The organism is Rhodococcus sp. 14-2483-1-2, from assembly GCF_002259405.1.
In the GTDB taxonomy this organism is placed as follows: Bacteria; Actinomycetota; Actinomycetes; order Mycobacteriales; family Mycobacteriaceae; genus Rhodococcoides.
The window spans coordinates 132531-157296 of sequence record NZ_NPFW01000008.1; the positions used below are offsets into that span (position 1 = coordinate 132531).

The following is a 24766-nucleotide window of genomic DNA, read 5'->3' on the forward strand; positions in this document are numbered from 1 at the left end:
GCAACCCTAGTCAGTCCGTGGAGACCTGAACCCGGAACCTGTCGCGCTCGGTGTGCAGGCTCCACAGTTGCTCGGCGAGAGCCTCGGGGCTCTTCTTCGGATCCCTGCCGTCGATGGCACCACCGATGATCAACTGCGACACCTGGATTCCCTCCTCGGCCAACTCCTCGTTGAGCAGCTGCGCATAGGCTGCCTGGCCTGCGAACGCGATGGACGTGCCGGTGACGGTGCGACCGGGCTTCACGGCAGAGCCGCCGTTGACGAACAGGATCGTGCCCTTGTTCTTGCCGAGGAATCGCATACCCGGCAGGACCTGATGGACGGCGGCGATGGGACCGTAGATGGAGAACTCGACCGGTCCGACCATGTCGGCCGGGGTGGTCTCGAGCACGGGCCGCATGAAGTCCTTCTGCGGAAGCGGGCTGTACTGCAGCACCTCGATGGGACCGAGCGTTTCGGTGACCTGCTCCAAGGCCGACGCGATCGAGGCCGGGTCGCGCACATCGGCGACGAAGCCCTTCGCGGAGATACCGTCGGCAGCGAGCTGATCTGCGAGGACGTCGACACGAGCCTGGTTGCGGGAGATCAGGCCGACCGAATGGCCCTGCGCGCCGAACTTGCGCGCCACTGCTGCTCCGAGACCTGCACCTGCTCCGACAATTGCTATGGAAGTCATGTCCCGTGCAAGGACCGACGATCGAAGACTATTCCGACGACCGTCTCGAGCAGGGCCTCCGCACTCCGGTGCAGCGCAGTGACATCTCCGGCCCAACCGAGCACGCGCACGGCGGCTGCGGCGATCCCCGCGGCGTCGGCGGTGGGGTCACCGCGCCCGTTCTCCCGATCGGCCCGCGCATTCACCACGGTCTCCACCAGGCGAAACGGTAGGTCCTCGGTGCCAGGTCGGCACTCGGAACCGAGTTGAACGAGAGTGTCCGACGCGATAGCCGCATACAGGCTCATCAGCGTGTACCGATGGTCGCGAAAAGTCTCGAATCGCTCGCTGCGCAGCTCGGGCAGTAGGTACAGCGCTCCCAGATTCCAGGTGGACGCGGCGAGTTGCTCGGCGTCGAAGAAGGCGAGCGCGTACATCTGGGTTGCGGCATCGGCCGAGGCGCTGCGGATGCGCTGCGCGACGGCCAGCGGTGCATCGACGGTGCCGCTGAGGAGCGCGTCGAGGATGTCGTCCTTGGTGGCGAAGTGGTGATAGAGCGAGGCCTGACGCAGTCCGACGGCGTCGGCGATGACGCGAGTCGACGTACTGGTGAAGCCGCGGGTGGTGAAGAGCTCGGCCGAGGCGTCCAGAATTTCCTCGCGAGCGGTATCGCCGGGCCGTTTCTTCGTGCTCAGCCTGGGTCTGCCTGCGCCGGTCATGGCCTCATCTTGTCAGGTCGACGTGTCGGTGAGATTTCTGTCATCTGATCGAAATAGACGAAACGAGCTTGTTGCACGACGGTCACCGGCCGGGAACGGCGGTGCCGAAAACTATCAACTGACAGAAACCCGCCTCGGCGATGCAGCGGGCGGTCACTCACCACCCACCTCGCCTGTAGGAGAGAACATGAGCTCGACAACACTGCCGGCCCCCGGCGCGGGTTCGGAACCGTCGTCCACCACCGACCATTCGGATCTGGCGGCCCTCGGCTACGACCAGCAACTGCACCGCAGCCTCGGCAAGTACGCGTCGTTCGCCGCCGGCTTCTCGTTCGTCTCGATCCTCACCACCATCTTCCAGCTCTTCGGCCTCGGCTTCAGCTTCGGCGGCCCGGCCTTCTTCCTCACCTGGCCGCTGGTGTTTCTCGGTCAGTTCATGGTGGCCCTCAACTTCGCCGAACTCGCTGCCCGCTATCCCATCTCGGGCGCGATCTACCACTGGTCGCGGCGTATGGGCGGAGAGTTGGTCGGGTGGTTCGCCGGCTGGTTCATGATCATCGCGCAGATCGTCACTGCCTCCGCCGCCGCCATCGCACTGCAGGTCGTACTCCCCAGCATCTGGGGCGGCTTCCAGTTCATCGGTGAGGACACCGCACTCACCTCGTCGAGCGGAGCTGCGAATGCCGTTGTGCTCGGATCGATTCTGCTGGTACTCACCACCACCATCAACTGCATCGGCGTCAACTGGATGTCGCGCATCAACAGCATCGGTGTGACCTGCGAGATCGTCGGCGTCATCGCCCTCGTGCTGGTGTTCTTCACCCACGCCGAGCGCGGACCGCAGGTCGTCTTCGATACCGGAAGTGCCGGAGCGGATCCCGGCTACATCGGTGCCTGGATCGTCTCGGGCCTGATGGCCGCCTACGTCATGGTCGGCTTCGGCTCGGCGGGCGAACTCGCCGAGGAAACCCGCAATCCCCGACGCGTCGCGCCCCGCACCATCCGCCTGGCCCTGTCGGCATCGGCACTGGGCGGTGGCCTGATGATCGTCGGTGCTCTGATGGCCGCACCCAGCCTGACCGACGGTCAGCTTGCGACGCAGGGACTTCCGTACGTCATCGACTCGATCCTCACCTCGCCGTGGGGCAAGGTCCTGCTCATCGACGTCGCGATCGCCGTGTTCATCTGCACCCTCGCGATCCAGACCGCGGCCTCTCGGTTGATGTTCTCCATGGCCCGCGACGGTCGCCTGCCCGCCTCGACAGCGCTGGCGAAGGTCAACTCGCGCACCGGAACTCCCATCGCACCGTCGGTGCTCATCGGTCTGGCCTGCGTGGCGATCCTGGCCGTCAACGTCGGCAACTCCGCGATCTTCACCACGCTCTCCAGCGTCTGCATCGTGTTGATCTACCTCGCCTACATGATGGTGACCGTCCCACTGCTGATCCAGCGACTCAAGGGCTGGCCGCACGGCGGAGTGCAGAAGGACAGCGACGGCGAGAAGCTCTTCACCCTCGGCCGCCTCGGCCTGCCCGTCAACATCGCCGCAGTTCTCTACGGCGGCCTGATGGTGATCAACCTGTCGTGGCCGCGGGCCGAGATCTTCGACCCCACCGGCGAATTCCCACTGCTGCGATGGGCCGCACCACTGACCGTCCTCGCCGTGATCGTGGTCGGCATCGCCTGCCTGCCCCGCGGCAAAGTCCACCCCAAGCCCGTGACGATCGGAGCCTGAACCATGAGCACCGCAACAACGTACTCCGCCAAGGAACACGCACGATCCCAAGCGACCGTCGCGCCGGCACCCACTGCACCGGCGGGCATCTCGGAGCTCACGTGGGCCGAGTCGGTACCCGGCGGCAGCTACACCACCAAGGTGCTCGCTCGCGGAACCCGGCTACGCCTCGTCGATGTCGACGGTGCCGCCTGCGCCAATCTGCTGCTCTACCGCGCCGACGCCCCGTGGGAGCGACTCAACACCGCCGACACCGTCAAGGTTCCGTGGCAGGCCTACCTGAGTGCAGGCCACCCCCTGCTCTCGGACCAGGGCCGCGTGCTGGCGACCATCGTCGACGACACCTCCGGTCGCCACGACGCACTGTGCGGCACGACGTCCTCGGCGACCAACACCGCGAAATACGGAGTCAGCGGACCACATTCGTCGGCTCCGGCCGGACGCGAACTGTTCACCCTCGCCGCAGCCAAGCACGGGCTCGAACCACGCGACGTCGCGCCGTCCCTGTCGTTCTTCCACGGCGTCACCGTCGCCGCGGACGGGGGCCTCGTCAGCACCGGCTCGGCCGGACCGGGCCGCTCGGTGGACCTGCTCATCCACCTGCCGGTGATCGTGTTGCTGGCCAACACCGCTCACCCACTGGACCCCAGCACCGAGTACCCCACCACCACCCTCGACGTGCTGGCGTGGCGTGCCCCGGAAGAGCTACTCGCTCTCGACAACACCGAACCGGAGTACCAGCGCGCAGTGCAGAACACCGAGGACGCATGGAAGGCAGCACAGTGACTACCAGTGCAGTGATTGTGAAAGACGAGATCGCCCCCGCATTCGGCCCCTGGTCCGCCGTCGTCGAGGCCGGTGACATCCTGACGATCGTCGATCTGTACGGCAATCAGGCCGTCGACACACTGATGTACGGCGCACACGATCACTCGATCCGATACTCGGCCCCCGCCACCGTCGCCGCGCAGCGGAACCTGTTCCTGACCACCGGAACCGTTCTACGCAGCGATGATTCGACGCCGATCATGACGATCGTCGAGGACGAGGTCGGCAATCACGACACCGTCGGAGGAGCGTGCTCCAAGGAATCGAACACCCTCCGCTACGGCCACCACACCCAGCATCAACACGCGTGTGTCGAGAACTTCCTCATCGAGGGATCCAAGTGGGGACTCGGCAAGCGAGACCTGGTGCCCAACATCAACTTCTTCATGAACGTCCCCGTCGACGCCGACGGCACCCTCGGCATCGTCGACGGTCTGTCGGCTCCCGGCAAGAAGCTGTCGTTGCGTGCCGAGATCGACACGCTGGTGCTGGTGTCCAACTGTCCGCAGATCAACAACCCCTGCAACGGATTCGACCCCACCGCAGTGCGCATGATCGTGACGCGATCATGACCGCGACCAAGATGACCGTGCACCGGCCCGGGATGCTCACCACGGTGCAGGACTGGCCAGGACGCATCGGCTACTGGAAGGTGGGCGTGCCGCCGTCGGGGCCGATGGACGATCTGTCGTTCCGGCTCGGCAACACCGCGCTCGGCAATCCCGAGGGCGCACCCGGCCTCGAATCCACCATGGCCGGGCCTGCATTGACGTTCGACGCCGACACCTACGTCTGCGTCACCGGTGCTGCGGTACCGGTACGCATCGACGGCACACCGGTCCCGCAGTGGAAACCCGTTCTGGTACCCGCCGGTGCCATCCTCGATGTCGGCACCACCACCGGGTCGGGTCTGCGGGTGTACGTGCTGATCCAGGGCAGCCTCGACGTCGACGACTATCTCGGCAGCGCAGCGACTTTCACGCTCGGCAAGTTCGGCGGACATCGAGGCGGCACCCTCGGTGAGGGCGACGTCATCGGCCTGGCCGGACGCTCCGACAATTCCGCCGTCCTCGGGCCCATCCCCATGGAACACCTGCCGGTGCTGACGTCCAACTGGGACATCGCCGTCACCGAAGGCCCACACGGCGCACCGGAATTCTTCACCCGCGACGACATCGACACCCTCTACGCCACCCGCTACGAGGTGCACTTCAACTCCGATCGCACCGGAGTCCGGCTCATCGGGCCCAAGCCGCAGTGGGCCAGAGCCGACGGCGGCGAGGCCGGACTGCATCCGTCCAACATTCACGACAACGCCTACAGCGTCGGCGCATTGGACTTCACTGGCGACACCCCGATCCTGCTCGGACCCGACGGCCCGAGCCTCGGCGGATTCGTCTGTCCCGTCACCGTGGTCGCAGCCGAACGGTGGAAGCTCGGCCAACTGCGACCGGGGGACACCATCCGCTTCGTTCCCGTGAAGGCCGCGGCCACCGCGCCGCTGGGATCACTCGGGCTCGCTCGCCGCGCATCGCTGCCCGCAGTGTTCTCCGCAGGCGGAGACGGTGACGACGGCGTGATCGCCCGACGCGACGCCGACACGTGCGTCACGTACCGCCGCTCGGGCGACGACAACGTGCTCGTCGAGTACGGCGACATGAAACTCGATCTGGCGCTGCGAGCCCGAGTGCACGCCCTGCACCAGCGGATCGAGGGCATCGCGCCCCGGGGCCTGTTGGACCTGACACCGGGAATCCGCTCGCTGCAGGTGAAGGTGAATCCCGATGTGCTGTCCATCGATTCGTTGATGGGACTGCTCGCCGAGGTCGAGGACGATTTGCCCGCAGCCTCGGAACTCGTGGTTCCCAGCCGCCAGGTTCGGCTGCCGCTCTCGTGGGACGATCCGTCGACCAGGGAAGCGATCCAGCGATACATGCACGGTGTGCGCGCCGATGCCCCGTGGTGTCCCTGGAACATCGAGTTCATCAGGCGGATGAACGGACTCGACTCGGTGGCCGACGTGTTCGACACTGTCTTCGCCGCCGACTACATGGTGCTCGGGCTCGGCGACGTGTACCTGGGCGCGCCGGTGGCGACCCCGTTGGACCCGCGGCACCGCCTGGTGACGACGAAGTACAACCCGGCCCGCACCTGGACGCCGGAAAATGCCGTCGGTATCGGCGGAGCGTACCTGTGTATCTACGGCATGGAAGGCCCCGGTGGATACCAGTTCGTCGGCCGAACCACGCAGGTGTGGAACCACAGTGCCGCGTACAGCGGCGGGCCGTTCGAGGAAGGAACGCCGTGGCTGTTGCGGTTCTTCGACCGAATCTCCTGGTACCCGGTCGAACCCGAGGAACTGATGGACCTGCGCGCCGATCTGGCGGCCGGCCGCGGCGGTGGAGTACAGATCACCGACGGTGAGTTCTCCCTCGCCGAGCACGAAAGCTTTCTTGAGACCAACGCGGACTCCATTGCCGAGTTCCGCGCAACTCAGTCCGTGGCCTTCGGTGCCGAGCGGGACGCGTGGTCGGCAGCCGGAGAATTCGACAAGAGAGGCAAGATCGATGCTGCCTGAGGTACGAGAACGAGTTCTGCAGGCCTACAAGCGGATCGCCGAGGTCGATCGGCCCGAGGTGTGGATCACCCTGCGCGACGAGGACGACGTGCTGGCCGACGCCGTCGCACTCGACGAGGCGCTCGCGGCCGGTGCGGATCTGCCGCTCGCGGGCACACTGGTCGCCGTCAAGGACAACATCGACGTGGCCGGTCTACCCACCACCGCTGGATGTCCGGAGTTCGCCTACACACCCGAGGTATCCGCCGTCGCCGTCGAGCGACTGACAAGCCAGGGCGCACTGGTCCTGGGCAAGACCAATCTCGACCAGTTCGCCACCGGACTGGTCGGCACCCGCAGCCCCTACGGCGCGGTGCGCTGCGCCTGGGACCCAACACTGATCTCGGGAGGCTCGAGTTCCGGCTCCGCCGTCGCGGTGGCACTGGGTATCGCGGACATCGGAATCGGCACCGACACAGCAGGATCGGGACGAGTTCCCGCGGCCTTCCACGGCCTGGTGGGTATCAAGGCCTCACTGGGAATCGTGCCGAACACCGGCGTCGTTCCTGCGTGCGCCGACTACGACTGCGTCACCGTACTGGCTCACGATCTCGACACTGCCACGACCGCGATGAACGTCATGGCCGGGCCCACCGCAACCGATCCACGCAGCCGGGTCTGGCCTGCCGACGTCCGGCTCGCCGCGTCACCGGATCCCCGCGTTGCCATCCCCCGAGGTGAGGACTTGGCGTCGTTGAGCCCGGCATACCGTCGAGCATTCGAGGACACGGTCGCGGGACTGGCCGACAAGGGGTTCACCCACGTCGAGGTCGACATCTCCGCCCTGCTCGACGCTGCAACACTGCTGTACGACGGAGCGATTGTGGCGCAGCGCTATTCGGCCGTCGGAAAGTTTCTCGACACCGCTCCTGCCGGTGTCGATCCCACGGTGGCCGCGATCGTCGGCTCGGCTGCCGAGCCGTCCGCCCACCGATACGTCGACGATCTCGATGCCCTCGCGCGAGCGAAGACAGCGGTCCGTACGCTCCTGAGCGAGTTCGACGGCCTGCTGTTGCCCACCACCACCGAACATCCCACTATTGCTGCGGTGCAGTCGGATCCGATGAGTATCAATCGACGCCTCGGCACGTTCACCAACTTCTGCAACCTGCTCGACATGGCCGCGGTGGCGGTTCCCGGTGCCCCGACGCACGAGGGCACCCCGTTCGGGGTCATGTTCGTCGTGCCCGCGTTCGAGGATCAGGTCGCGATCGACCTCGCCGCTCGACTGGGTGGCATCGCTTCTCCGTCGTTGATCGACGACGGCATCGAGGTGTTGGCCGTCGGTGCCCATCTGCGCGGTTTTCCGGTGCATCACCAATTGACCGATCGCGGCGCGCGATTCAGCGGCGAGGTGACCACTTCTGCGGACTACCGACTCGTGGATCTGCACACCACACCGCCCAAGCCCGGTCTGGTACGGCGCGCGGGTGACGGCGCTCCCATCTCCGGGGAGCTCTACCGCATGTCCGCTGCGGCGCTCGGCACGTTCCTCGCCGGGCTACCGTCACCGATGGGTCTGGGTCCGGTCGAGTTGTCGGACGGTCGCTGGGTCACCGGGTTCTGCTGCGCACACGACGCGGCCGAGAACGGAACCGACATCACCGAATTCGGCGGCTGGCGGGCCTACCGCTCACGCGGAGACGGGCCTGCTGCCGTCGATGGCGACACGCACCGCAAGTAGTCCGAGCACCGTACCCATGAGATAGCGCTGCACTCTCAGCCACGTCGGGCGAACGGCCAGGAACTGCGCGATCGAACCGGCGAGCACCACGATCGCCAGGTTGACCGCCACCGCCACGGCAATCTGCACGCCGCCGAGCGTGAATCCCTGCAGCAGAAGGTGTCCGGCCGTGGGATCGACGAACTGCGGGATGACCGAGATGTACATGATCGCAATCTTCGGGTTCAGCAGGTTGGTCACCAATCCCATCGTGAACAGCCGCCCCGTCGAATCCTGTTGCAGCTCGGTCGGTTCGAAGGCCGACACCGTGCCGCGCAAGGCCTGCACCGCCAACCAGGCGAGGTAGGCCGCGCCGGCGAGCTTGACCGCCGTGTACAGCGCGGGCACGGCGGTGAACACCGCGGCCAGGCCGAGATTGGTGGCCGTCAGATAGATCAGGAAGCCGATCGCGACTCCGGAAAGCGACACCATTCCCGCTCGTCGGCCCTGCGAAATGCTGCGCGAGACAAGGTAGATCATGTTCGGCCCCGGCGTCAGCACCAACGCGAGAGCCACAGCGAACACTCCGAGAACTGCGGAATACGAGACCATGCGGTCAAGACTTCACGTCGACCGTCCCGCTCGAGAAGAGCCAGTTACGGTTTTGTGGTTCCCTACCCGGCACGCACTGCAGAGGCCACCGCATCGGCGATGGCTGCCATCCCCGCCGCCGTCGGGTGCAGCGGCGCAGCGGGATTCTGCGGGACGACGCCCTCGAAATACCGCTGGTCCGGAGCCACGCACACATCGTGGCCGACACTCGACGGCTCGGTGTCGACGAACTCCGCTCCGTGCTCGTTCGCCTGCGTCCGCAGGGCCTCGTTCATGGCGGTGATGCTGCCCTGGATGTAGTCGGCGTCCTCGGGCAGCATGGGTTGAGTGGGGAAGCAGCCACCGCTCGGCAGATAGGTGCCGTAGCCGACAACCAGGATCCGCGCGTCGGGCGCACGCTCGGCCACCGCGTCGAGCATCGCACCCCAGCTGGGGGCCTTGTCTGCAATGGCAGCGGCGACGGTGTCCACGCCACCTGCGGTGAGGCGGTCCTTGCAGACGTTGGTGGCGGAGGTGTCCGCGAAGGTGAGGCACTGCACGGCCGTCGAGACCAGCCCGATGTCGTTGCCGCCGATCGTGACGGTCACCAGATCGGTCTCGGGGGTCACTGCGTCGAGTTGCAGCGGAACCTCGCCACTGGACGTTCCCTGCGGAGTGGAGACGATGTTCTCGGTGACGGCACCCGAGCAGGTGACGTCGACGAAAGAACCGACGGCCAGATCCTCGGCGAGTACGTGCGGGTAGTTGGCGTCGGACTGCTGGCATCCCGGTGCGCCGACCTGGTTGGGGATTCGCGGGCCCGATGCGGCCGAGTCACCCAACGCGACGTAGTTTGCCGAAGCCGGGGCTTCCGACGGCCGAGCAGGCGATTCCGGCACCGAAGAGTCCGACGAACAGCCCGCCAGTACACAGGCGGACACAGCAAGACCGACGAGAATTCCCTGGCTCCTCACAGCTTCGACGCTACAGCTGCCGGTAACCTCGACCTGGTTGTCCAGGACAGAACGTCCATCGCATCGAACAGAGGAATTACATGATCACCGCGTTCATCAACCAGATCCTCAGCGGCTTCGGCTCCATTTCCGCTGGCAGCAGCGGCTTCGAGCTGGCACCGGGAACGCTGCCCTTCGGGCTGTAGAGACCGCCGGAACGCCCGCCCGCGCGGGGCCGACGATTGCTTCGGTTCCGCGCGGGTACCCCGGAGTCATGACTACCCACAACAACGACTCGAAGAACGACGACACTGCTCCCGCCGCCAAGGAAGACGTGACGTCTGATCCGGCCGCAGCGGCGGAAGACAACGATTGGTCGAGCGAAGGCGGAGCGATCGAAACCGGTCCCGCGACCGACGACGAGCGAACCGACAGCAACTAGCCGATCAGACGGCGGGGAGCGGCCCGCAGCGTGCGGACGTCGCCGTCGGCGACGATGTGTTCCACCGTCTCACCTCGGGTGAGCATCGACTCGTCGACGGTGAAGTTCACGCGAGCGTCACCGAGCCAATCGATTCCGACGACGATTCCCACGGTCCCTTTAGGAATTCCGCTGCGCCATCGCACATGTCCCAGGTTGCGGACCGTGATCACGGTCTCGCCGATCTCGAAGTGCCCCACATGCCCCCCCGGCTCGATTCTTACCGACCAGTAGACCTCGAGTGAACGCCCTGTTCAAGCGGTAGATCCGCGCTTACATCGACCTCTGGCAGCCTCGACGCCAGTCGGCACGATCACAATTCGGCGAATGGCCGAATCTGCGCCTCCAATCCCAGCACACGGTATTTTTCGCTCCGACCATTTGCTGCAATGGCAATATTCCTTGCCAATACTTACCCTCTGCCGGACACTCTCCACATGACTACAGACACCGATCGACACACTCAGGTCGACGCGATCATCGTCGGCGGCGGAGTCGCCGGACTCAGCGCCGCCGTGGCCCTCGGCCGTTCCCGACGATCCGTCGCGATCATCGACGCGGGCGATCCCCGCAACGCACCGGCAGCGCATTCCCACAACTACCTCACCCGCGACGGGGAGTCGCCTCTCGAGCTGGTTCGACTCGGCCGAGACGAGGCGCGGCACTACGGCGTACGCATCGTCGAGGGCGTCGCCGCATCCGCGAGTCGAACCGACACCGGGTTCGAGGTGACTCTCGCCGACGGTTCCGTCGTCGGCGGCCGCCGCCTCCTGGTCACCACCGGCCTCACCGATGTTCTTCCGGACATCCCCGGCCTCGCCGATCGGTGGGGGCGCGATGTATTGCACTGCCCGTACTGCCATGGCTGGGAGGTACGCGATCGCAGGATCGGAATCATCGGCAGCGCCATGGTCGGACACCAGGCACAGATGTGGCGTCAGCTCACCGAGCACGTCACGGTGTTCGCGCACACGGCACCGACACTGGCCGAAGAGGACCTCGCGCGACTCGCCGCAAGTGGCATCGAGGTCGTCGGCGAGGAGATCGCTCGGGTCGATGTCGACAGCGACGCGATCGTGGGAGTGACACTCGCGAGCGGCACGCAGATCCCGCTCGACGCGTTGGTCGTAGGACCCAACTTCACCTCGCGCGCGGACATCCTGATGTCGCTGGGGTTGGCCACGACCGAGATGGTCATGAACGACCACGTCCTCGGCACGTACGTCGAGGCCGATCCCGTCGGTGCCACATCCGTTCCCGGAGTATGGGTTGCAGGCAACGTGTCTGCACCGATGGACACCGTGGTGGCGGCGTCCGCGGCTGGAGTCAAGGCCGGCGCTGCGATCAACGGTGACCTGATCGAGGAGGATGTCCGCATCGCTCTCGAACGAGCGAAGGCCATCGCTTCCTAGATACCGAGCGCCGCCGCCAGCCCCTCTTCGACGGTGTCCTTGCGGACGCCGAGCGAGGCGAGCGTGGCGTCCTCGTTCTCCAAGAGTGCCAGCAGAATGTGCTCGGTACCGACGTAGTTGTGCCCCAGCCGAAGCGCCTCACGGAAAGTCAGTTCCAGCACCTTCTTGGCACCGGCGTCGAACGGCACGAGATCGGGTACGGGGTCGGTCGGTTCCGGCAGCGTCGCCGTCACCGCAGAACGGATCTGCTCGGGCGTGAGGCCCTGCGCGCCCAGCAGTTTCGCTGCGAATCCCTCGGGTTCGCCGAGCAGACCGAGGATCAGATGCCCGGTGGTGATGCAGTCGTTGGCAGTGGCCCGAGCCTCGTTCTGCGCTCCGACCACCACGTTGCGCGCCCGTGGAGTGAAGCGCGAGAAGCCCTGACTGGCATCGAGATCGGCGGGATCGTCGCCGCCCTTCGCAACGAAGCGCTTCTGCACCGCCTGCTTGCTGACTCCCATGGATGCTCCGATCGCAGTCCAGGACGCCCCTGAGCGGCGGGCTCGATCGACGAAATGCCCGATCAGATGGTCGGCGACCTCGCCGAGGGAATCGGCCGCGATCACCGCACCCGAGAGTTGGTCGAGCGCATCGGTGTGCACTTTCTCGATGGCGTCGATGAGATCGTCGAGACGGACGGGGTTCGTCATCTTCAGTGGTTGCGTCATGCGTCAACTGTAGGTTGACGATGTGCAGCCGTCAACCCTAGGTTGACGACACTGTGCCGTTGCAACATCTGTTGAACTTCTTCACCGACGGCGGCGAACTTCGGCCCCGTGTGCGCTGCGCAAAGACGTATATTCACCCATGGAGGCGTCGCGAACAGCCATGCGAACGCCACGAGCGAGAAGGAAGTAGGTCCTTCGATGAACACGAAGGTCGCTGCGCCCTTCCCCATGCACACCAGAAGAACCGCGGGTCTGGTGGCAGTGGTCGTCGTCGCGAGCACCGTCTTCGTTCTCGGCGACGCCGGAGTGCGGGCCGGTGTCCTCGCCACCGTTGCCGTCGGATCGGTACTCACCATCAGCGCCGCGATCCGTAGATACCGCCCCGACGACTCTCGATGCTGGTGGGCACTGTTCGGTGCCTCGGTGCTGTTCATGTTCGGGGTCTCGCTCCGCAGCGATCCCACCGCACTGAATCACTCGTTCCCGCTGCTGCCGGATCTGTTCACACTGACCGGGTACGCACTCGTCGGGTACGCACTCTCGCGGTGGATCCGAGATCGGCAGTCGATCGACGACATCACTCCACTCGTCGACGCCGGCCTGATCTTCCTCGGCACCCTCTTCCTGTCGTGGTTGCTGTTCATCTCACCGGCCCTCGAATCTCCTCGTTCCTCGGCATCGACGGTGGTCAACGGGCTGTATCCGGCGATAGACGCAGCACTGATCACCCTGACCACCTACCTACTGTTCTCGTCCAAGCCCCGTACCCCAGCGCTGCAGTGGGCCTTGATCGCACTCGTCGCGACACTCGTCGGCGACATCTCGTACGCATTCGCTGCCACCACCGACGACGCGCCGTCCTCGGGATTGCTCGACGGCATCTACCTGTTCGCGTATCTCTCCCTGGCGATGGCGGCCCTCGATCCGTCGATGCGCACCGTCTCCCAACGGCAGACTCCTGCACCGGCGCACAGCAGCCGTCGCGTCGTGTTCGTGGTGACGCTGCTGGTCGTCTGTGCCACGGTGCCGCTGCTGGGCTCGGCCGTGTCCACCGGAGATCTGATCGTCCGGTCCCTGTTGCTCGCGTCGATCCTGGTGGGTGCCTTCCTGCGCGGCGAACGCGCGCTGACCCGAGTGCAGGTCGGCGAGGAGCACGCGAAATACCTGGCCGCTCACGATCTGTTGACCGGCCTACCGAACCGCACGATGCTCGACGAGGAATTCACCCGGCTCGAGCGCAGCCAGACTCCGGGACGCACATGCGTTCTGTTCGTCGACCTCGACAACTTCAAGATGGTCAACGACTCGTACGGTCACCGCGTCGGTGACGAACTCATCGTGGCCGCAGCGCGACGCATCCGCGCCGCACTCGGTGCCGCCGACACCGTGGTCAGGTACGCCGGTGACGAGTTCGTCGTGCTGACCCGTCGCGATCGCGGCGGAGCAGAGGCGTTGGCCCGCCGCATCATCGATCGGACCAACGAACCGTTCCCCCTGAGCGCCGCAACGGCATACGTCACGGCCTCGGTGGGGATCGCCGACGCGGACCGATTGCACGACGCCATCCGCGAGGCCGATACCGCGATGTATCACGCCAAGTCTCTCGGCGCGGCGCGCTACGCATTCTTCGACGAGTCCCTGCGTGCGCGAGCGACATCCGCGATCGAGACCGCCACCGCGCTGCGCGGCGCGATCAGACGCGGCGAGCTCGAGGTGTACTATCAGCCGATCATCGAGACCGTCTCGCGCACCACCGTCGTCTACGAGGCACTCGTGCGCTGGAACTGGCAGGGGCGAGTGCGTACCCCCAACGAGTTCATCTCGATTGCCGAATCGACCAATCTCATCAAGGAAATCGGCGAATGGGTGCTGCGCACCGCGATGTCGGACCTGGTGACACTGCGATCCAACGGCCAGGACGTCACCATGTCGGTGAACGTGTCCCCGATGCAATTGCGGGACGATTCGTTGCCGGTCATCGTCGGGCGACTGCTCGACACGTACGACCTCGACGGAGCGGATCTGGCCCTCGAGATCACCGAGAGCGTCCTGATCGACGACATGGGCACGGCGAAAAGCGTTCTCGACCGACTCGCCGCGATGGGTGTGCTCATCGTTCTCGACGACTTCGGCATCGGCTACTCCTCGCTGAGCAGGCTGCGCGCGATGCCGATCGCGCTGCTCAAGATCGACAAGTCCTTCGTCCACCAGATCGGCAGTTCGGAATCCGACACTCAGCTGATTCGCGCGATCGTCGCCATGGCGTCGGCGCTGCCGGTGGCGACGGTGGCCGAGGGCGTCGAGACCGAGGAACAGGCCGAGATCATCGAGGCTCTCGAATGCCGCTTCGCGCAGGGCTTTCTGTTCGGTAGACCTGCACCCGTCGCACACTGGCTTCTCGAATCTGCCGAGACCCGTGCCGGCAGGTGAGCCGGATGTTAGCGTCGGTCGGTGTCTGTAATCGGAGTGCACCGCTCGACTGTCCTTGCATGTGCCCTGCTGCTGGTGCCGCTCGCCGCGTGCAGTAGCAGCGAGAGCACCGATCCTGACTCCGCGGCCGAGAACAGCTGCGTCCTCGGTGCCAGTGGCGGCACCCCGGTAGGAGCGACACCGAGTGCGAATTCGGGCGACATCTCCACCAATCCCGAAGTGGCGACCGGGTATCGATCGAACATGACCCCGGTGGAGACGGCCTCGTACTCCGTCTCGACGGCCAATCCGGTCTCCACCGAGGCCGCGTGCGCGGTCCTGCGGGACGGGGGCACCGCGGCCGACGCACTGATCGTGGCGCAGACGGTGCTCGGCCTCGTCGAGCCGCAGTCCTCCGGTATCGGCGGCGGTGCATTCCTGATGTACTACGACGCAGCGACCGGTGAAGTGCAGAGCTACGACGGCCGCGAGACCGCCCCGATGAGCGCCACCGGGGACTACCTGCGGTACATCGACGACGTGAATCGCACTCTGCCGCAACCCGATGCCCGGTCCAGTGGTCGCTCGATCGGCGTCCCGGGGGTGCTGCGGATGCTCGAGCAGGCCCACGCCGATCACGGCACCGAGCAATGGGGCGAGCTCTTCCAACCTGCAATCGACCTCGCCGACAACGGAATCGAGATCAGCCCACGGATGGCCTCGTCCATCGCCGACTCGGCACCGAAGCTCGCCCTCGACCCAGCGTCCAAGGACTACTTCCTGCAGCCCGACGGCACCGGCAAGCCGGCCGGGACGGTGCTGAACAACCCGGCGATGTCGAAGACGCTGTCCGCCATCGCAACCGACGGGGCAGACGCCTTCTACACCGGTGACATCGCACAGGCCATCGTCGACGCCACCGCCGACACCACCGCAGGCCGCACTCCCGGGCAGATCACGCTGGAGGATCTCGCCGCGTACGAACCCAAGACCCGCACGGCCGTGTGCACCGAGTACCGCGACCACGACATCTGCGGTATGCCAGGCCCGTCCTCGGGCGGTATCGCGGTGGCGTCGGCGATGGGGATTCTGTCGAACTTCGACCTGTCGCAGTACGCGCCGACGGGGATGGACGCCAACGGCGGAACCCCGACGGCCGAGGGTGTGCACCTGATCGCCGAGGCCGAGCGCCTGGCCTACGCCGATCGTGACAAGTACGTCGCCGATCCGGACTTCGTTCCCCTGCCCGGCGGTTCACCCGATGCGCTGCTCGATCCCGAATACCTCAGCGAGCGAGCCGGACTGATCGACGAGGGCAAGTCGATGGGTATCGCGCAGCCCGGCGACTTCGGCCCGGTGCAGTTCGCCTCGTCCACCGATCCAGAGTTCGGTACCAGCCACATCTCGGTCGTCGACAGTCAGGGCAATGCGGCCTCGATGACGACGACCGTCGAGTCGGCCTTCGGCTCGTTCCACATGGTCGACGGCTTCCTGCTCAACAATCAGCTCACCGATTTCTCCGCGGCTCCCGTGGCCGAGGACGGAACTCCGATGGCCAATCGCGTCGAGCCGGGGAAGCGTCCGCGCAGTTCGATGGCCCCGACGTTGGTCTTCGACCGCAACGACGACGGCGAGCGCGGCGATCTGGTCCTCGTCGCCGGCTCTCCCGGTGGCTCGGTGATCATCCAGTTCGTCGTCAAAACGCTGGTGGGACTGCTCGATTGGGGCATGGATCCGCAGCAGGCGGTGTCGATGGTCGACTTCGGAGCGGCCAACACGCCGTCGACCAACTACGGCGGTGAACACCCGAACGTCTCGGGCGAGGACGATCCGGTGGTCGCGGCGCTCCGCGAGATGGGCCACGAGGTGTCGGTCGCAGATCAGTCCAGTGGACTGAGCGCGCTGCAGCGCACCGACGGCGGCTGGATCGGCGGAGCGGACCCGCGCCGTGAGGGTGAGGTACTCGGTGGATAGGTGCGAGCGTGGATAGGGGTCAGCTCACGAATCGGTAACCCATACCGGTTTCGGTGATCAGATGCACCGGGGAGGCCGGGTCTCGTTCGAGCTTCTGCCTCAGTTGGCCGAGATAGATTCGTAGATAATGTGTTTCGCGCTCATGGCCGGGCCCCCAGACGGTGCGCAGTATGTCCTTCTGCGACACCAGCTTGCCCTCGTTGCGTACCAGTAGTTCGAGCACACCCCACTCGGTACGGGTCAGGTGCACGCTCGCACCGTCTCGCACAACGGTTTTTGTGGCGAGGTCGACGGTGAAGTCCTCGGTGACGACAACGGGGTCGGCGACGGTGTGCGGTCCACGGCGCAGGGCTGCGCGCAATCGGGCCAGCAGCTCGTCCATCCCGAACGGCTTGGTGACGAAGTCGTCGGCACCGGCGTCGAGTGCTTCGACGGTGTCGGCGGAATCGGTTCGCGCCGAGAGCACGAGGATCGGTACGTCGGTCCAGCCGCGCAGACCGGCGATGACGTCGATTCCGTCGATGTCGGGCAGGCCGAGGTCGAGAATCACGATGTCCGGGTGAAAGTTCGCAGCCACCCGGAGCGCCTCGCCGCCGCTCGCCGCACTGACCACTTCGAACCCACGCACGTTGAGGTTGATCCTCAACGCTCGCACGATCTGCGGCTCGTCGTCGACGACGAGCACCCGCACCTTCACCTGCTCGCCGCCTTCAACTCGACCGTCATCGTCAGCCCGCCGCCGACGGTGTTCGATGCCGTGACGGTACCGCCCATCGCCCGCACGAATCCCCGCACCACCGACAACCCGAGCCCGACGCCCACCGAATTGTCGCGGTCACCGAGGCGCTGGAACGCGTCGAACATGGTCTCCTCGGTTCCCTCGGTGATGCCGGGTCCGTGGTCGGCGACGGAGATACTCGCCCGTTCGCCGTGCGCGGCGGCACTGACGGTGATGTCGCCGACGGGGGCGTAGCGGGCACTGTTGTTCACCAGATTCGCGAGCACCCGTTCGAGCAGACCCGGGTCGGCCAGTACCTCGACATCGCCCACCTCGACGCGTACTCGGTCGTCCGCTCCGACCAACGCGCCCCTGAGCACGTCGTCGACGAACACAGGCCGCAGGCTCGGCTGCACCACACCGGCCTGCAACCGCGAGGAGTCGAGCAGATTGCTCACCAGAGCGGTCAGCTGATCGGCAGACTCGTCGATGGTGGCCAGCAACTCGTCGGTGTCCTCGGCCGAGAACTGGACATCGGTGCTGCGCAGAGACGAGGACGCCGCCTTGACCGCCGACAGTGGCGTCCGCAGATCGTGGCTGACGGCCGAGAGCAATGCTCGACGCAACGCGTCGGCCTCGGCGAGAGCGTTGGCGCGGCTGGCTTCCTCGGCGAGGCGCGCCTGCCGGACCATGCCGGCGGCCTGATTGGCCACTGCGGCGAGTACTCGCCGATCGTGCGCGTGTGTGCGTTCGCCGACGAGCAACAACGTGAAGTCGCCTGCGTCGACCTCGGTGTCCGCCCCGGCTCGATCGACAGGAGCCTGCGCACCCGCGCTACCCACGATCGATCCGGACTGGTTGTCCCACAGCGCTACCCCGCTCTGCCGGTACGTTTCGCGGGCGCGTTCGAGCAGTGCGGTCAGGTCCGCGCCGCGCAACACCGAGCCGGCGAACAGCGTCAACAGTTCGGCCTCCTGCGTCGCCCGGCGTGCCTGACGCGTCCGCCGGGCGGCAGCGTCGACGAGGGCTGCGACGGCGACGGCGACGAGGAGCAGTACGACGGTGACGACGAAGTTGTCGGGCTCGGCGATGGTGAGGCTGTATCTGGGGGTGGTGAAGAAGTAGTTCAGCAGGAAGCCCGCGATCAACGCCGAGAGCGCCGCCGGCGCAACCCCTCCCAGCAGCGCGACGCACAGCACCACCATGAAGAACAGGGCGCTCTCGCCGCTCGAGTCGAAGTCGGGCCCGACCGTGCTCAGCACTGCCGCGGCCAGGCAGGGCACCAGTACAGCGGCAACCCACGCAAGAATGCGGCGCCGTCCCGAGTCGACCTGCACTCCCCGTCGCCGAGCCTGCTCGGCGTGAGTGACCATGTGCACGTCGATCTTTCCCGAGTTCTGCACCACTGCCGCGCCGATTCCCTCGTCCAGGATTCGCGCCGCGCGGGACCTTCTCGAGGTGCCGATCACCAGCTGGGTCGCGTTCACGCCGCGGGCAAAGTCGAGCAGGGTCGACGGCACGTCGTCACCGACAACGCTGTGCACGCTGGCACCGAGGCCGGAGGCGAGCGTGCGGACCGAGCCCATCTGCGGTGCCGAGACGCCCATCAGCCCGTCACCGCGGACGATGTGCAGCACCATCAGTTCTGCACTGGACTTCGAGGCGATCCGACTCGCTCGGCGGAGCAGGGTTTCCGATTCCGGGCCGCCGGTCACTGCCACCACCACGCGCTCGCGGGCCTCCCACGTGTCGGTGATGCGATTGTCCTTGCGGTACTTCACCAGTGCCGCGTCGACCTGATCGGCGATCCACAGCAGCGCGAGCTCGCGCAGAGCGGTGAGGTTGCCGCCGCGGAAGTAGTTGCTCAGTGCCGCGTCGACCTTCTCGGCGGCGTAGACGTTGCCGTGCCGCAACCTACTGCGCAACGCCTCGGGGGTGATGTCGACCAACTCGACCTCGTCGGCGGCTCGAACGACGCTGTCGGGCACCGTCTCCCGTTGCGGCGCTCCGGTGATCTGCTGCACCACGTCGTTGAGCGATTCGAGGTGCTGCACGTTGAGGGTGGAGATGACGTCGATACCCGCGTCGAGGAGCACCTCGACGTCCTGCCACCGCTTGCCGTGCACGCTCCCCGGGGTGTTGGTGTGCGCCAGTTCGTCGACGAGCACCACCTGCGGCTTTCGGGCCAGGACGGCGTCGAGATCGAGTTCCTGCGCCGAGGAACCGCGATAGTTCACGGTCGCCATCGGCAGCACTTCGATGCCGTCGAGTGCGTCGATCGTCCGCGCTCGGCCGTGTGTCTCGACCACCGCGGCCACGACGTCGCAGCCTCGGCTGCGCAATCGGTGCGCCTCGCCGAGCATGGCGAAGGTCTTGCCGACGCCGGGTGCTGCGCCGAGGTAGATCCTCAGCTCACCCCTGTCCGCCACAGCCTGTCTCCTCACCCGGCCGGTACAGCTAGCGCTCCTCGATGTCGTCGACGCGTATCTCGACGACGTCGCGCCCGAGGGTGACGCCCAACAGGTCCGACACGGTACCGATCGCGATGGTCGCCAGCTCGTCTCCGGCGGCCTGCAGGTCGTCGCCGTACACCCCGATCACCGCGACGAACAGACCGATGCAGGCGTGGTCGTCGAGATCGAGGTCGATCTCGGTCGGCTGTGCGCCGTGCACGCCTGCCAGCGCACGGCGAAGCGTCGTCTTGACGATGTGGTCGCTGACCCGCAGCGAGTCCTCCGGTCCGGCCGTGGAGCCGGAGGGGAACGCGCTGTCGATCGGCCACGTGCGTCTGGTGGTGTTGCGTACCTTCGAGATGATGGACGCGCTGATGTCCACCCAATTGGGTTCCTGCGGTGCGTCCCGAAGTTCGGTGGCAGCACGCGCGAGAACCGAGTCCGGCTCTAGTGGGTTCGCCATGTTGCCAACCTTTCGCTCAATGTTGCTCGTGCTCTGGTCAACTGACCACGTACTGCTCCGGCGGACAGGGTCATGATCGCCCCGATCTCGGGGTGCGTCAGGCCTTCCACCTCGCGAAGCAGCCAGCAGGCCCGCTGCCGGTAGGGCAGCTCGGCGAGCGCTGTGCCCAGCTCGGTCATGAAGCTGTCGGCTTCGACATCCGCCTCGGGATCACTGCCCGCGCCGGTGCTCTTTCGCTCGAATACCCAATCTTCTGCGGGCGGAACGCTGCGACGGCGTCGATGATCGATCACCTTGTGCGAGACCAACGAGAACAACCATGTTCGCAGAGCCGAGTCACCACGAAAGTTGTCGAGGCCCTTCCACGCTGCCACGAAGGCGTCCTGCACCACCTCCTCGGCTGCACCTTGATCGGACAACATGTTCCGCGCGTACCGGAACATCTCCGGGCCGTAGCGCCGAACGATCTCCTCGAACGCATCCGTCTCGCCGAGCGCGGCTGCGCCGACGAGTACGCGGTCCGATGCATCAACCCACTCCATCGAGCCCCCAGACGTAATCTATGACGTAGCTCACTTTATTGGTACGTGCGTTTCGGCGATCGAGCTACGACCAACTCCTGACACACACTCTGCACGACACTCAACGAAGAGAGGCATTCATGAGCTCCACGACGGACACCAAGGCAACCGTATCCGCAACCGGCGAAGGCAAGACCGACATCACCACCAAGTCGGATTCCGTGCTCGTCAGTTCGCAGGGCCGCACCACCATTGCCGACACCGTCGTCTCCAAGATCGCCGGTATCGCCACCCGTGAGGTTCAGGGAGTGCATGCCGTCGGCGGCGGAGCGAGCCGCGCGATCGGAGCCCTCCGTGAGCGCATCCCCGGCGCACGCGTCAACCAGTCGCAGGGCGTTTCGGTGGAGGTCGGCGAGCGTCAGGCAGCCGTCGACATCGACATCGTCGCCGACTACGGCGTCTCGATCGCAGACCTCGCGGCAGGCATCCGTCGCAACGTCATCAACGCCGTCGAGCGCATGACCGGTCTCGAGGTCACCGAGGTCAACATCGTCGTCCACGACATCTACCTCGACGACGGCTCGGACGACGACGACACCGCCACCGAGCCCGCCACCACCCGAGTGCAGTGACCGATCCGCACATGACGGAACGTGACAGGTCCGAGGACATCGCCGACGCCGTTCTGGCGATCGACGGTGTCGTCGGCCTGCACGGAGGCATGTTCGGCGAAGCCGCTACGTACCTGCCCGGACGCCGGATCGCCGGCATTCGAATCGGGGAGGACGGAACCGAGGTTCACGTCACTCTCGAATTCGGGGTTGCGGTACGTGAGACCGCCGACGCCGTGCGTCGCACAGTAGCGACGATGGTCGACGGGCCCGTGCACGTCACCGTCGAGGACATTGTGCGAGTCTGACCAGGTGAACGAGCATGCAGCGCACGACCGAGCCGCCGCGTACAAGGCGGCTCGGCGCGCTGTGGCACGCGAACACCACCCCGATATCGGTGGGGATCCGGCCCAGTACATGGCCGAACTCGCCGCCGTCGACCGACGATTCGCGGTGCTGCCCTCGGCCCCTGCCAACGCAGCGAGTGCGCCGACGGCGTTCCGCGCGTCCTCGATTCCGTCCCCGATACGCACACTTCCCAAGCGGATCGCTCGCATCCGCAAACGCGTCACCAGGCGCAACTACTTCGAACTCTGAGTGGAGATCAAGACCATGACCACAGCGACCATCGGTTTGTTCGTGGGACTTCTGCTGGCCATCGCCGCAGCGGCAGGCGGCTTCACCGGCTTCCTCATCGCCATCGTTCTCGGCGGCCTCGGCTTCTTCGTCGGCCGCTACATCGACGGCGAGCTGGACCTGAACTCGATCATGCGTGGTCGCGGTCGTGACTGAGACAGTGACGACCGACACGCTCGGGGACGCCGGTCAACGCGGATCGCTGGAGATCAAGCACAAAGCCGTCGAGCGTCTCGCCGTCCTCGCTGCCCGCAGCACCGACGCGGTCGCCCGACCTCAGCCGGGTCTACGCGTCCTCGGTGGGCGCGATCTGCCCAAGGCCGACGTGACGGTCAACGGCTCCCGTGTGCGCGCGCAGGTAGCGGTGGCGGTCACGTGGCCCTCGCCGCTGGCGAAGGTGGCCGCCGACGTCCGTGCCGCCGTGGCACGGGATCTGTCCGAGCTGGGCATCTACACCGTCGACCGTGTCGACGTCACCGTCCAATGCGTACCCGCCGAGGCCACCCATGAAGAAGGGAGAGTGCAGTGATCGAGAAGGCAGGCAAGAAGCCGGTGGCGAACCCCACCGCAGCCGTACCCGCAATCCTGTTCGCACTCGTCCTCATCGGTGCCGGAGTGGTCCTCGGCCGCGAGGCACTGCTCGCCCTGGGTGCCATCGACGGCCCCGAGTGGGTCGAACCCGCCGCCACGAACCTGGACGGACTCACCGCGCAGCAGTGGATGCTGCCCGCAGGCATCGCCGCGGTCGTCGTGGGCTTCGTTCTGGTTTTCGCCGCGATCCGCCCCCGTCGGCGCACCCACCGCGCCCTCTCCGAGCAGGACGTCTGGCTCCGCAAGGGCGACGTAGCAGCCGTTGCCCGCACCGCCGCTCTCGACAGCGTCGGAGTCGATTCTGCGACCGCCAAGGCCGGCAACAAGAAGGTCACCGTCGCCGTGTCCACCGTCGCCGGCACTGACACCTCGGAGCTGAAGTCCTCCGTCGTCACCTCCGTGGACGACGCCCTCCGCCCACTCGCGTCGGCTCCCAAGGTCCGCACCCGAGTGCGAACGACAGGACAACCATCGTGAAACGCGCCACCGCTTCGGTCGACCGAACCAGCACCGCCGTCGTCGGCCTTGCCCTGATCGCTCTGGGCGGCGGAGCAATCGCCTGGGAGCGCGGACAGTTTCCCGGCCGCGAACGTCTCGACGCGGCCTTCGTCGACACCGCCGTCGACGCAGGCTGGTGGCCCTGGGCTCTCGGAGCAGCAGCCATCGTCCTCGTTCTGCTCGGTCTGTGGTGGCTACTCGCCCACCTGCCGCGCCGCTCGGTCGGCACCGTCGCTTTCGCGTCCACTGCGGATGCAGATGTCGACGGCCGGCTCAGTGTCGACCTGGGAACGGCTGCTCGAAGCGCCGCGAAGTCACTGGCCGCGCACGAAGGTGTCGTCTCGGCGACCGGTCGTTCGGTGTCCGACCGTGGTCAGAGAGTCGTCGAGATCACCGCGACGCTCGACCCAGCAGTCACGTCACTCGACAAGGTGGCAAGCGCGGCGGCACAGACCCGCAACGAGATCGTGACGTCGCTGGACGGCACTCCCGCCGCGGTGCGAATCCTCCTGCAATGCGGCAAGTCTCGGAAGCAGGTCGTTCGCGTCAGCTGACGCTCGAGGAGAACTCGATCTCCCCGATCAACCCATGGTGGTCCGATCCGGGGAGATCGATTCGCTCCAAGGACCGAGCATGACCGGTGTTGGTGAGGATATGGTCGATCCCGACGACGGCCGGTGTCCCCTTGTCCGTCGGATACGTGGGAATCAGTCCCATCCCCAATTGCGCTGCGGCGTCCGAATATCCGGCGTCGAGCAGGTTGCGGAACTTCTTGTGCGAGTACGTCGTGTTGAAGTCGCCGCTGACGATCACCGGACCGCTGCCCGCCGCTGCCTCCAAATCGTCTCGGAGCGTGTCCAATTCGGCGGTCCAGATATCGGCCGGGGTGATGTAGGCGGGACCGGGATGCACGGCCAGCAGCGTGACCGGCTCGGAACCGGGGATCTCGACCTCGGTGGCGAGATTCACCGGGCCGTACCCGTCGAGCTCACGGTTGTCCGAGATCGGGAATCGGCTGTAGATTCCGGCCCCACCGCCGCCTGTCACGTGCGGCTGGAGGTAGCGGTAGGGAAAGAGCTCTTCCATGCCGGCGTCACGCAGACCGATGACCGATGCGTCGGTCAATTCCTGAATCGTGACGACATCGACGGCGCTGTCGCGGGCCTGCCCGACCACGACAGTCGGATCGGCCAGCCCGATCATCAGATTCGCCTGCATCACGCGCAGTCGTACGCCGTCGGAGCTCGTGCCGTCCTCGGGTGCCGCGTCCGCAACGTAGAGCGGTGCGTACGCGAATGCGCCTGCAGCGAGCACCAGCGCGGAGACTCCCGCCAGAACCCAGCGTCGACCGATCAACGCCACCAGGGCAGCGACGACGACGGCGACGAACATCAACGGAGCGAACGACGCGAGCGCGATCAGCACGTTGACCCGGGTGTCGGTGTAGTAGACGCCCATCGCCACGAGCCCGGTGGCGATGCCCAGAATGGCGATCGTGCCGGTGAGTATTCGTATCCAGGTTCGTCGCATC

At 66.2% G+C, this 24766-nt stretch carries 27 protein-coding genes; 16 read left to right on the forward strand and 11 right to left on the reverse strand.

Annotation, left to right across the window (positions count from 1 at the left end):
• Window positions 1–10: 10 nt before the first annotated feature.
• On the reverse strand, window positions 11–676 hold the full coding sequence (locus CH295_RS08555; protein WP_094740400.1) for an SDR family NAD(P)-dependent oxidoreductase: 666 nt from the start codon (window positions 674–676) through the stop codon (window positions 11–13).
• Entirely contained in the window at window positions 673–1374 is a 702-nt protein-coding gene (locus tag CH295_RS08560; protein ID WP_037195090.1) for a TetR/AcrR family transcriptional regulator, read from the reverse strand. Before CH295_RS08560 ends, CH295_RS08555 begins: the two co-directional genes overlap by 4 nt.
• 187 nt (window positions 1375–1561) lie before the next feature.
• Here CH295_RS08560 and CH295_RS08565 point away from each other — a divergent pair, with 187 nt between their 5' ends.
• The 5 genes from CH295_RS08565 to atzF are packed head-to-tail and all read left to right on the forward strand — an operon-like array spanning window position 1562 to window position 8238.
• Window positions 1562–3109, forward strand: a complete 1548-nt coding sequence (locus tag CH295_RS08565; RefSeq protein WP_037195092.1) for an amino acid permease — start codon at window positions 1562–1564, stop codon at window positions 3107–3109.
• Window positions 3110–3112: 3 nt separating this feature from the next.
• Window positions 3113–3895 carry an urea amidolyase associated protein UAAP1 gene (locus tag CH295_RS08570; RefSeq protein WP_037195094.1) on the forward strand — a complete coding sequence of 261 codons (783 nt, stop codon included), beginning with the start codon at window positions 3113–3115 and terminating at the stop codon, window positions 3893–3895.
• Entirely contained in the window at window positions 3877–4509 is a 633-nt protein-coding gene (locus CH295_RS08575; RefSeq protein WP_170945820.1) for an urea amidolyase associated protein UAAP2, read from the forward strand. The genes CH295_RS08570 and CH295_RS08575 overlap by 19 nt, the downstream gene beginning before the upstream one ends.
• Entirely contained in the window at window positions 4506–6515 is a 2010-nt protein-coding gene (locus CH295_RS08580; protein WP_094740401.1) for a 5-oxoprolinase/urea amidolyase family protein, read from the forward strand. The genes CH295_RS08575 and CH295_RS08580 overlap by 4 nt, the downstream gene beginning before the upstream one ends.
• On the forward strand, window positions 6505–8238 hold the full coding sequence (gene atzF / locus CH295_RS08585; protein ID WP_094740402.1) for an allophanate hydrolase: 1734 nt from the start codon (window positions 6505–6507) through the stop codon (window positions 8236–8238). Before CH295_RS08580 ends, atzF begins: the two co-directional genes overlap by 11 nt.
• Here atzF and CH295_RS08590 read toward each other — a convergent pair.
• Entirely contained in the window at window positions 8188–8829 is a 642-nt protein-coding gene (locus CH295_RS08590) for a LysE family translocator (RefSeq protein WP_094740403.1), read from the reverse strand. The genes atzF and CH295_RS08590 overlap by 51 nt on opposite strands.
• A gap of 62 nt (window positions 8830–8891) precedes the next feature.
• The gene (locus CH295_RS08595; protein ID WP_230596479.1) at window positions 8892–9782 is read right to left on the reverse strand and encodes an SGNH/GDSL hydrolase family protein; all 891 of its coding nucleotides are present in this window, start codon (window positions 9780–9782) and stop codon (window positions 8892–8894) included.
• A 253-nt stretch (window positions 9783–10035) separates the two neighbouring features.
• Here CH295_RS08595 and CH295_RS27745 point away from each other — a divergent pair, with 253 nt between their 5' ends.
• Window positions 10036–10203 (forward strand): hypothetical protein, encoded by a 168-nt coding sequence (locus CH295_RS27745; RefSeq protein ID WP_170945821.1) that lies wholly within the window; start codon window positions 10036–10038, stop codon window positions 10201–10203.
• On the opposite strand, the gene CH295_RS08600 is transcribed toward CH295_RS27745, so the two are convergent.
• Window positions 10200–10442, reverse strand: coding sequence for a hypothetical protein (locus CH295_RS08600; RefSeq protein WP_230596480.1), 243 nt, complete (start codon window positions 10440–10442; stop codon window positions 10200–10202). The two genes, CH295_RS27745 and CH295_RS08600, sit on opposite strands and share 4 nt — an antisense overlap.
• Before the next feature lie 237 nt (window positions 10443–10679).
• Here CH295_RS08600 and CH295_RS08605 point away from each other — a divergent pair, with 237 nt between their 5' ends.
• Window positions 10680–11654 (forward strand): NAD(P)/FAD-dependent oxidoreductase, encoded by a 975-nt coding sequence (locus CH295_RS08605; protein ID WP_094740404.1) that lies wholly within the window; start codon window positions 10680–10682, stop codon window positions 11652–11654.
• Here CH295_RS08605 and CH295_RS08610 read toward each other — a convergent pair.
• A complete protein-coding gene (locus CH295_RS08610; protein WP_170945822.1) occupies window positions 11651–12361 on the reverse strand; it encodes a Clp protease N-terminal domain-containing protein in 711 nt (236 codons plus the stop codon). The genes CH295_RS08605 and CH295_RS08610 overlap by 4 nt on opposite strands.
• Window positions 12362–12559: 198 nt before the next feature.
• Here CH295_RS08610 and CH295_RS08615 point away from each other — a divergent pair, with 198 nt between their 5' ends.
• Together CH295_RS08615 and ggt are read left to right on the forward strand one after the other, a co-directional pair.
• Entirely contained in the window at window positions 12560–14791 is a 2232-nt protein-coding gene (locus CH295_RS08615; RefSeq protein WP_037195101.1) for a putative bifunctional diguanylate cyclase/phosphodiesterase, read from the forward strand.
• Between the two features lie 21 nt (window positions 14792–14812).
• The gene (gene ggt / locus CH295_RS08620) at window positions 14813–16744 is read left to right on the forward strand and encodes a gamma-glutamyltransferase (RefSeq protein WP_094740405.1); all 1932 of its coding nucleotides are present in this window, start codon (window positions 14813–14815) and stop codon (window positions 16742–16744) included.
• 19 nt (window positions 16745–16763) lie between these two features.
• Here the strand turns inward: ggt and CH295_RS08625 are convergent, their stop codons facing one another.
• From CH295_RS08625 to CH295_RS08640, 4 genes are read right to left on the reverse strand one after another with little or no spacing between them, the layout of a single operon-like run.
• The gene (locus tag CH295_RS08625) at window positions 16764–17441 is read right to left on the reverse strand and encodes a response regulator (protein ID WP_094634984.1); all 678 of its coding nucleotides are present in this window, start codon (window positions 17439–17441) and stop codon (window positions 16764–16766) included.
• Entirely contained in the window at window positions 17438–19891 is a 2454-nt protein-coding gene (locus tag CH295_RS08630) for a DUF4118 domain-containing protein (RefSeq protein ID WP_094740406.1), read from the reverse strand. Before CH295_RS08630 ends, CH295_RS08625 begins: the two co-directional genes overlap by 4 nt.
• 28 nt (window positions 19892–19919) lie before the next feature.
• The gene (locus CH295_RS08635; RefSeq protein WP_037195107.1) at window positions 19920–20378 is read right to left on the reverse strand and encodes a hypothetical protein; all 459 of its coding nucleotides are present in this window, start codon (window positions 20376–20378) and stop codon (window positions 19920–19922) included.
• Entirely contained in the window at window positions 20363–20920 is a 558-nt protein-coding gene (locus CH295_RS08640; protein ID WP_052064936.1) for an RNA polymerase sigma factor, read from the reverse strand. Before CH295_RS08640 ends, CH295_RS08635 begins: the two co-directional genes overlap by 16 nt.
• A gap of 119 nt (window positions 20921–21039) precedes the next feature.
• Here CH295_RS08640 and CH295_RS08645 point away from each other — a divergent pair, with 119 nt between their 5' ends.
• From CH295_RS08645 to CH295_RS08675, 7 genes are read left to right on the forward strand one after another with little or no spacing between them, the layout of a single operon-like run.
• Window positions 21040–21531: an Asp23/Gls24 family envelope stress response protein gene (locus CH295_RS08645; RefSeq protein ID WP_037195609.1), complete on the forward strand. Its 492-nt coding sequence runs from the start codon at window positions 21040–21042 to the stop codon at window positions 21529–21531.
• A gap of 11 nt (window positions 21532–21542) precedes the next feature.
• Window positions 21543–21818, forward strand: a complete 276-nt coding sequence (locus CH295_RS08650; RefSeq protein ID WP_037195611.1) for an Asp23/Gls24 family envelope stress response protein — start codon at window positions 21543–21545, stop codon at window positions 21816–21818.
• Between the two features lie 4 nt (window positions 21819–21822).
• Window positions 21823–22107, forward strand: coding sequence for a hypothetical protein (locus CH295_RS08655; protein WP_094634982.1), 285 nt, complete (start codon window positions 21823–21825; stop codon window positions 22105–22107).
• 15 nt (window positions 22108–22122) lie between these two features.
• On the forward strand, window positions 22123–22302 hold the full coding sequence (locus CH295_RS08660) for a hypothetical protein (protein WP_027495126.1): 180 nt from the start codon (window positions 22123–22125) through the stop codon (window positions 22300–22302).
• On the forward strand, window positions 22295–22675 hold the full coding sequence (locus CH295_RS08665; protein ID WP_037195612.1) for an Asp23/Gls24 family envelope stress response protein: 381 nt from the start codon (window positions 22295–22297) through the stop codon (window positions 22673–22675). Before CH295_RS08660 ends, CH295_RS08665 begins: the two co-directional genes overlap by 8 nt.
• A complete protein-coding gene (locus CH295_RS08670; RefSeq protein WP_094740407.1) occupies window positions 22672–23214 on the forward strand; it encodes a DUF6286 domain-containing protein in 543 nt (180 codons plus the stop codon). The genes CH295_RS08665 and CH295_RS08670 overlap by 4 nt, the downstream gene beginning before the upstream one ends.
• Window positions 23211–23789 (forward strand): hypothetical protein, encoded by a 579-nt coding sequence (locus tag CH295_RS08675; protein ID WP_094740408.1) that lies wholly within the window; start codon window positions 23211–23213, stop codon window positions 23787–23789. The genes CH295_RS08670 and CH295_RS08675 overlap by 4 nt, the downstream gene beginning before the upstream one ends.
• Here the strand turns inward: CH295_RS08675 and CH295_RS08680 are convergent.
• A complete protein-coding gene (locus CH295_RS08680) occupies window positions 23782–24765 on the reverse strand; it encodes an endonuclease/exonuclease/phosphatase family protein (RefSeq protein WP_094740409.1) in 984 nt (327 codons plus the stop codon). The genes CH295_RS08675 and CH295_RS08680 overlap by 8 nt on opposite strands.
• Window position 24766 lies beyond the last annotated feature (1 nt).

Coding starts and splice junctions, on each gene's coding strand:
- CH295_RS08605 (WP_094740404.1), top strand. CDS start 10,680: ATGACTACAGACACCGATCGACACACTCAGGTCGACGCGATCATCGTC.
- atzF (WP_094740402.1), top strand. CDS start 6,505: ATGCTGCCTGAGGTACGAGAACGAGTTCTGCAGGCCTACAAGCGGATC.
- CH295_RS08615 (WP_037195101.1), top strand. CDS start 12,560: ATGAACACGAAGGTCGCTGCGCCCTTCCCCATGCACACCAGAAGAACC.
- CH295_RS08565 (WP_037195092.1), top strand. CDS start 1,562: ATGAGCTCGACAACACTGCCGGCCCCCGGCGCGGGTTCGGAACCGTCG.
- CH295_RS08640 (WP_052064936.1), bottom strand. CDS start 20,920: ATGGAGTGGGTTGATGCATCGGACCGCGTACTCGTCGGCGCAGCCGCG.
- CH295_RS08645 (WP_037195609.1), top strand. CDS start 21,040: ATGAGCTCCACGACGGACACCAAGGCAACCGTATCCGCAACCGGCGAA.
- CH295_RS08635 (WP_037195107.1), bottom strand. CDS start 20,378: ATGGCGAACCCACTAGAGCCGGACTCGGTTCTCGCGCGTGCTGCCACC.
- CH295_RS08660 (WP_027495126.1), top strand. CDS start 22,123: ATGACCACAGCGACCATCGGTTTGTTCGTGGGACTTCTGCTGGCCATC.
- CH295_RS08590 (WP_094740403.1), bottom strand. CDS start 8,829: ATGGTCTCGTATTCCGCAGTTCTCGGAGTGTTCGCTGTGGCTCTCGCG.
- CH295_RS08580 (WP_094740401.1), top strand. CDS start 4,506: ATGACCGCGACCAAGATGACCGTGCACCGGCCCGGGATGCTCACCACG.
- CH295_RS08680 (WP_094740409.1), bottom strand. CDS start 24,765: ATGCGACGAACCTGGATACGAATACTCACCGGCACGATCGCCATTCTG.
- CH295_RS08575 (WP_170945820.1), top strand. CDS start 3,877: ATGGAAGGCAGCACAGTGACTACCAGTGCAGTGATTGTGAAAGACGAG.
- CH295_RS27745 (WP_170945821.1), top strand. CDS start 10,036: ATGACTACCCACAACAACGACTCGAAGAACGACGACACTGCTCCCGCC.
- CH295_RS08570 (WP_037195094.1), top strand. CDS start 3,113: ATGAGCACCGCAACAACGTACTCCGCCAAGGAACACGCACGATCCCAA.
- CH295_RS08650 (WP_037195611.1), top strand. CDS start 21,543: ATGACGGAACGTGACAGGTCCGAGGACATCGCCGACGCCGTTCTGGCG.
- CH295_RS08555 (WP_094740400.1), bottom strand. CDS start 676: ATGACTTCCATAGCAATTGTCGGAGCAGGTGCAGGTCTCGGAGCAGCA.
- CH295_RS08610 (WP_170945822.1), bottom strand. CDS start 12,361: ATGACGCAACCACTGAAGATGACGAACCCCGTCCGTCTCGACGATCTC.
- CH295_RS08560 (WP_037195090.1), bottom strand. CDS start 1,374: ATGACCGGCGCAGGCAGACCCAGGCTGAGCACGAAGAAACGGCCCGGC.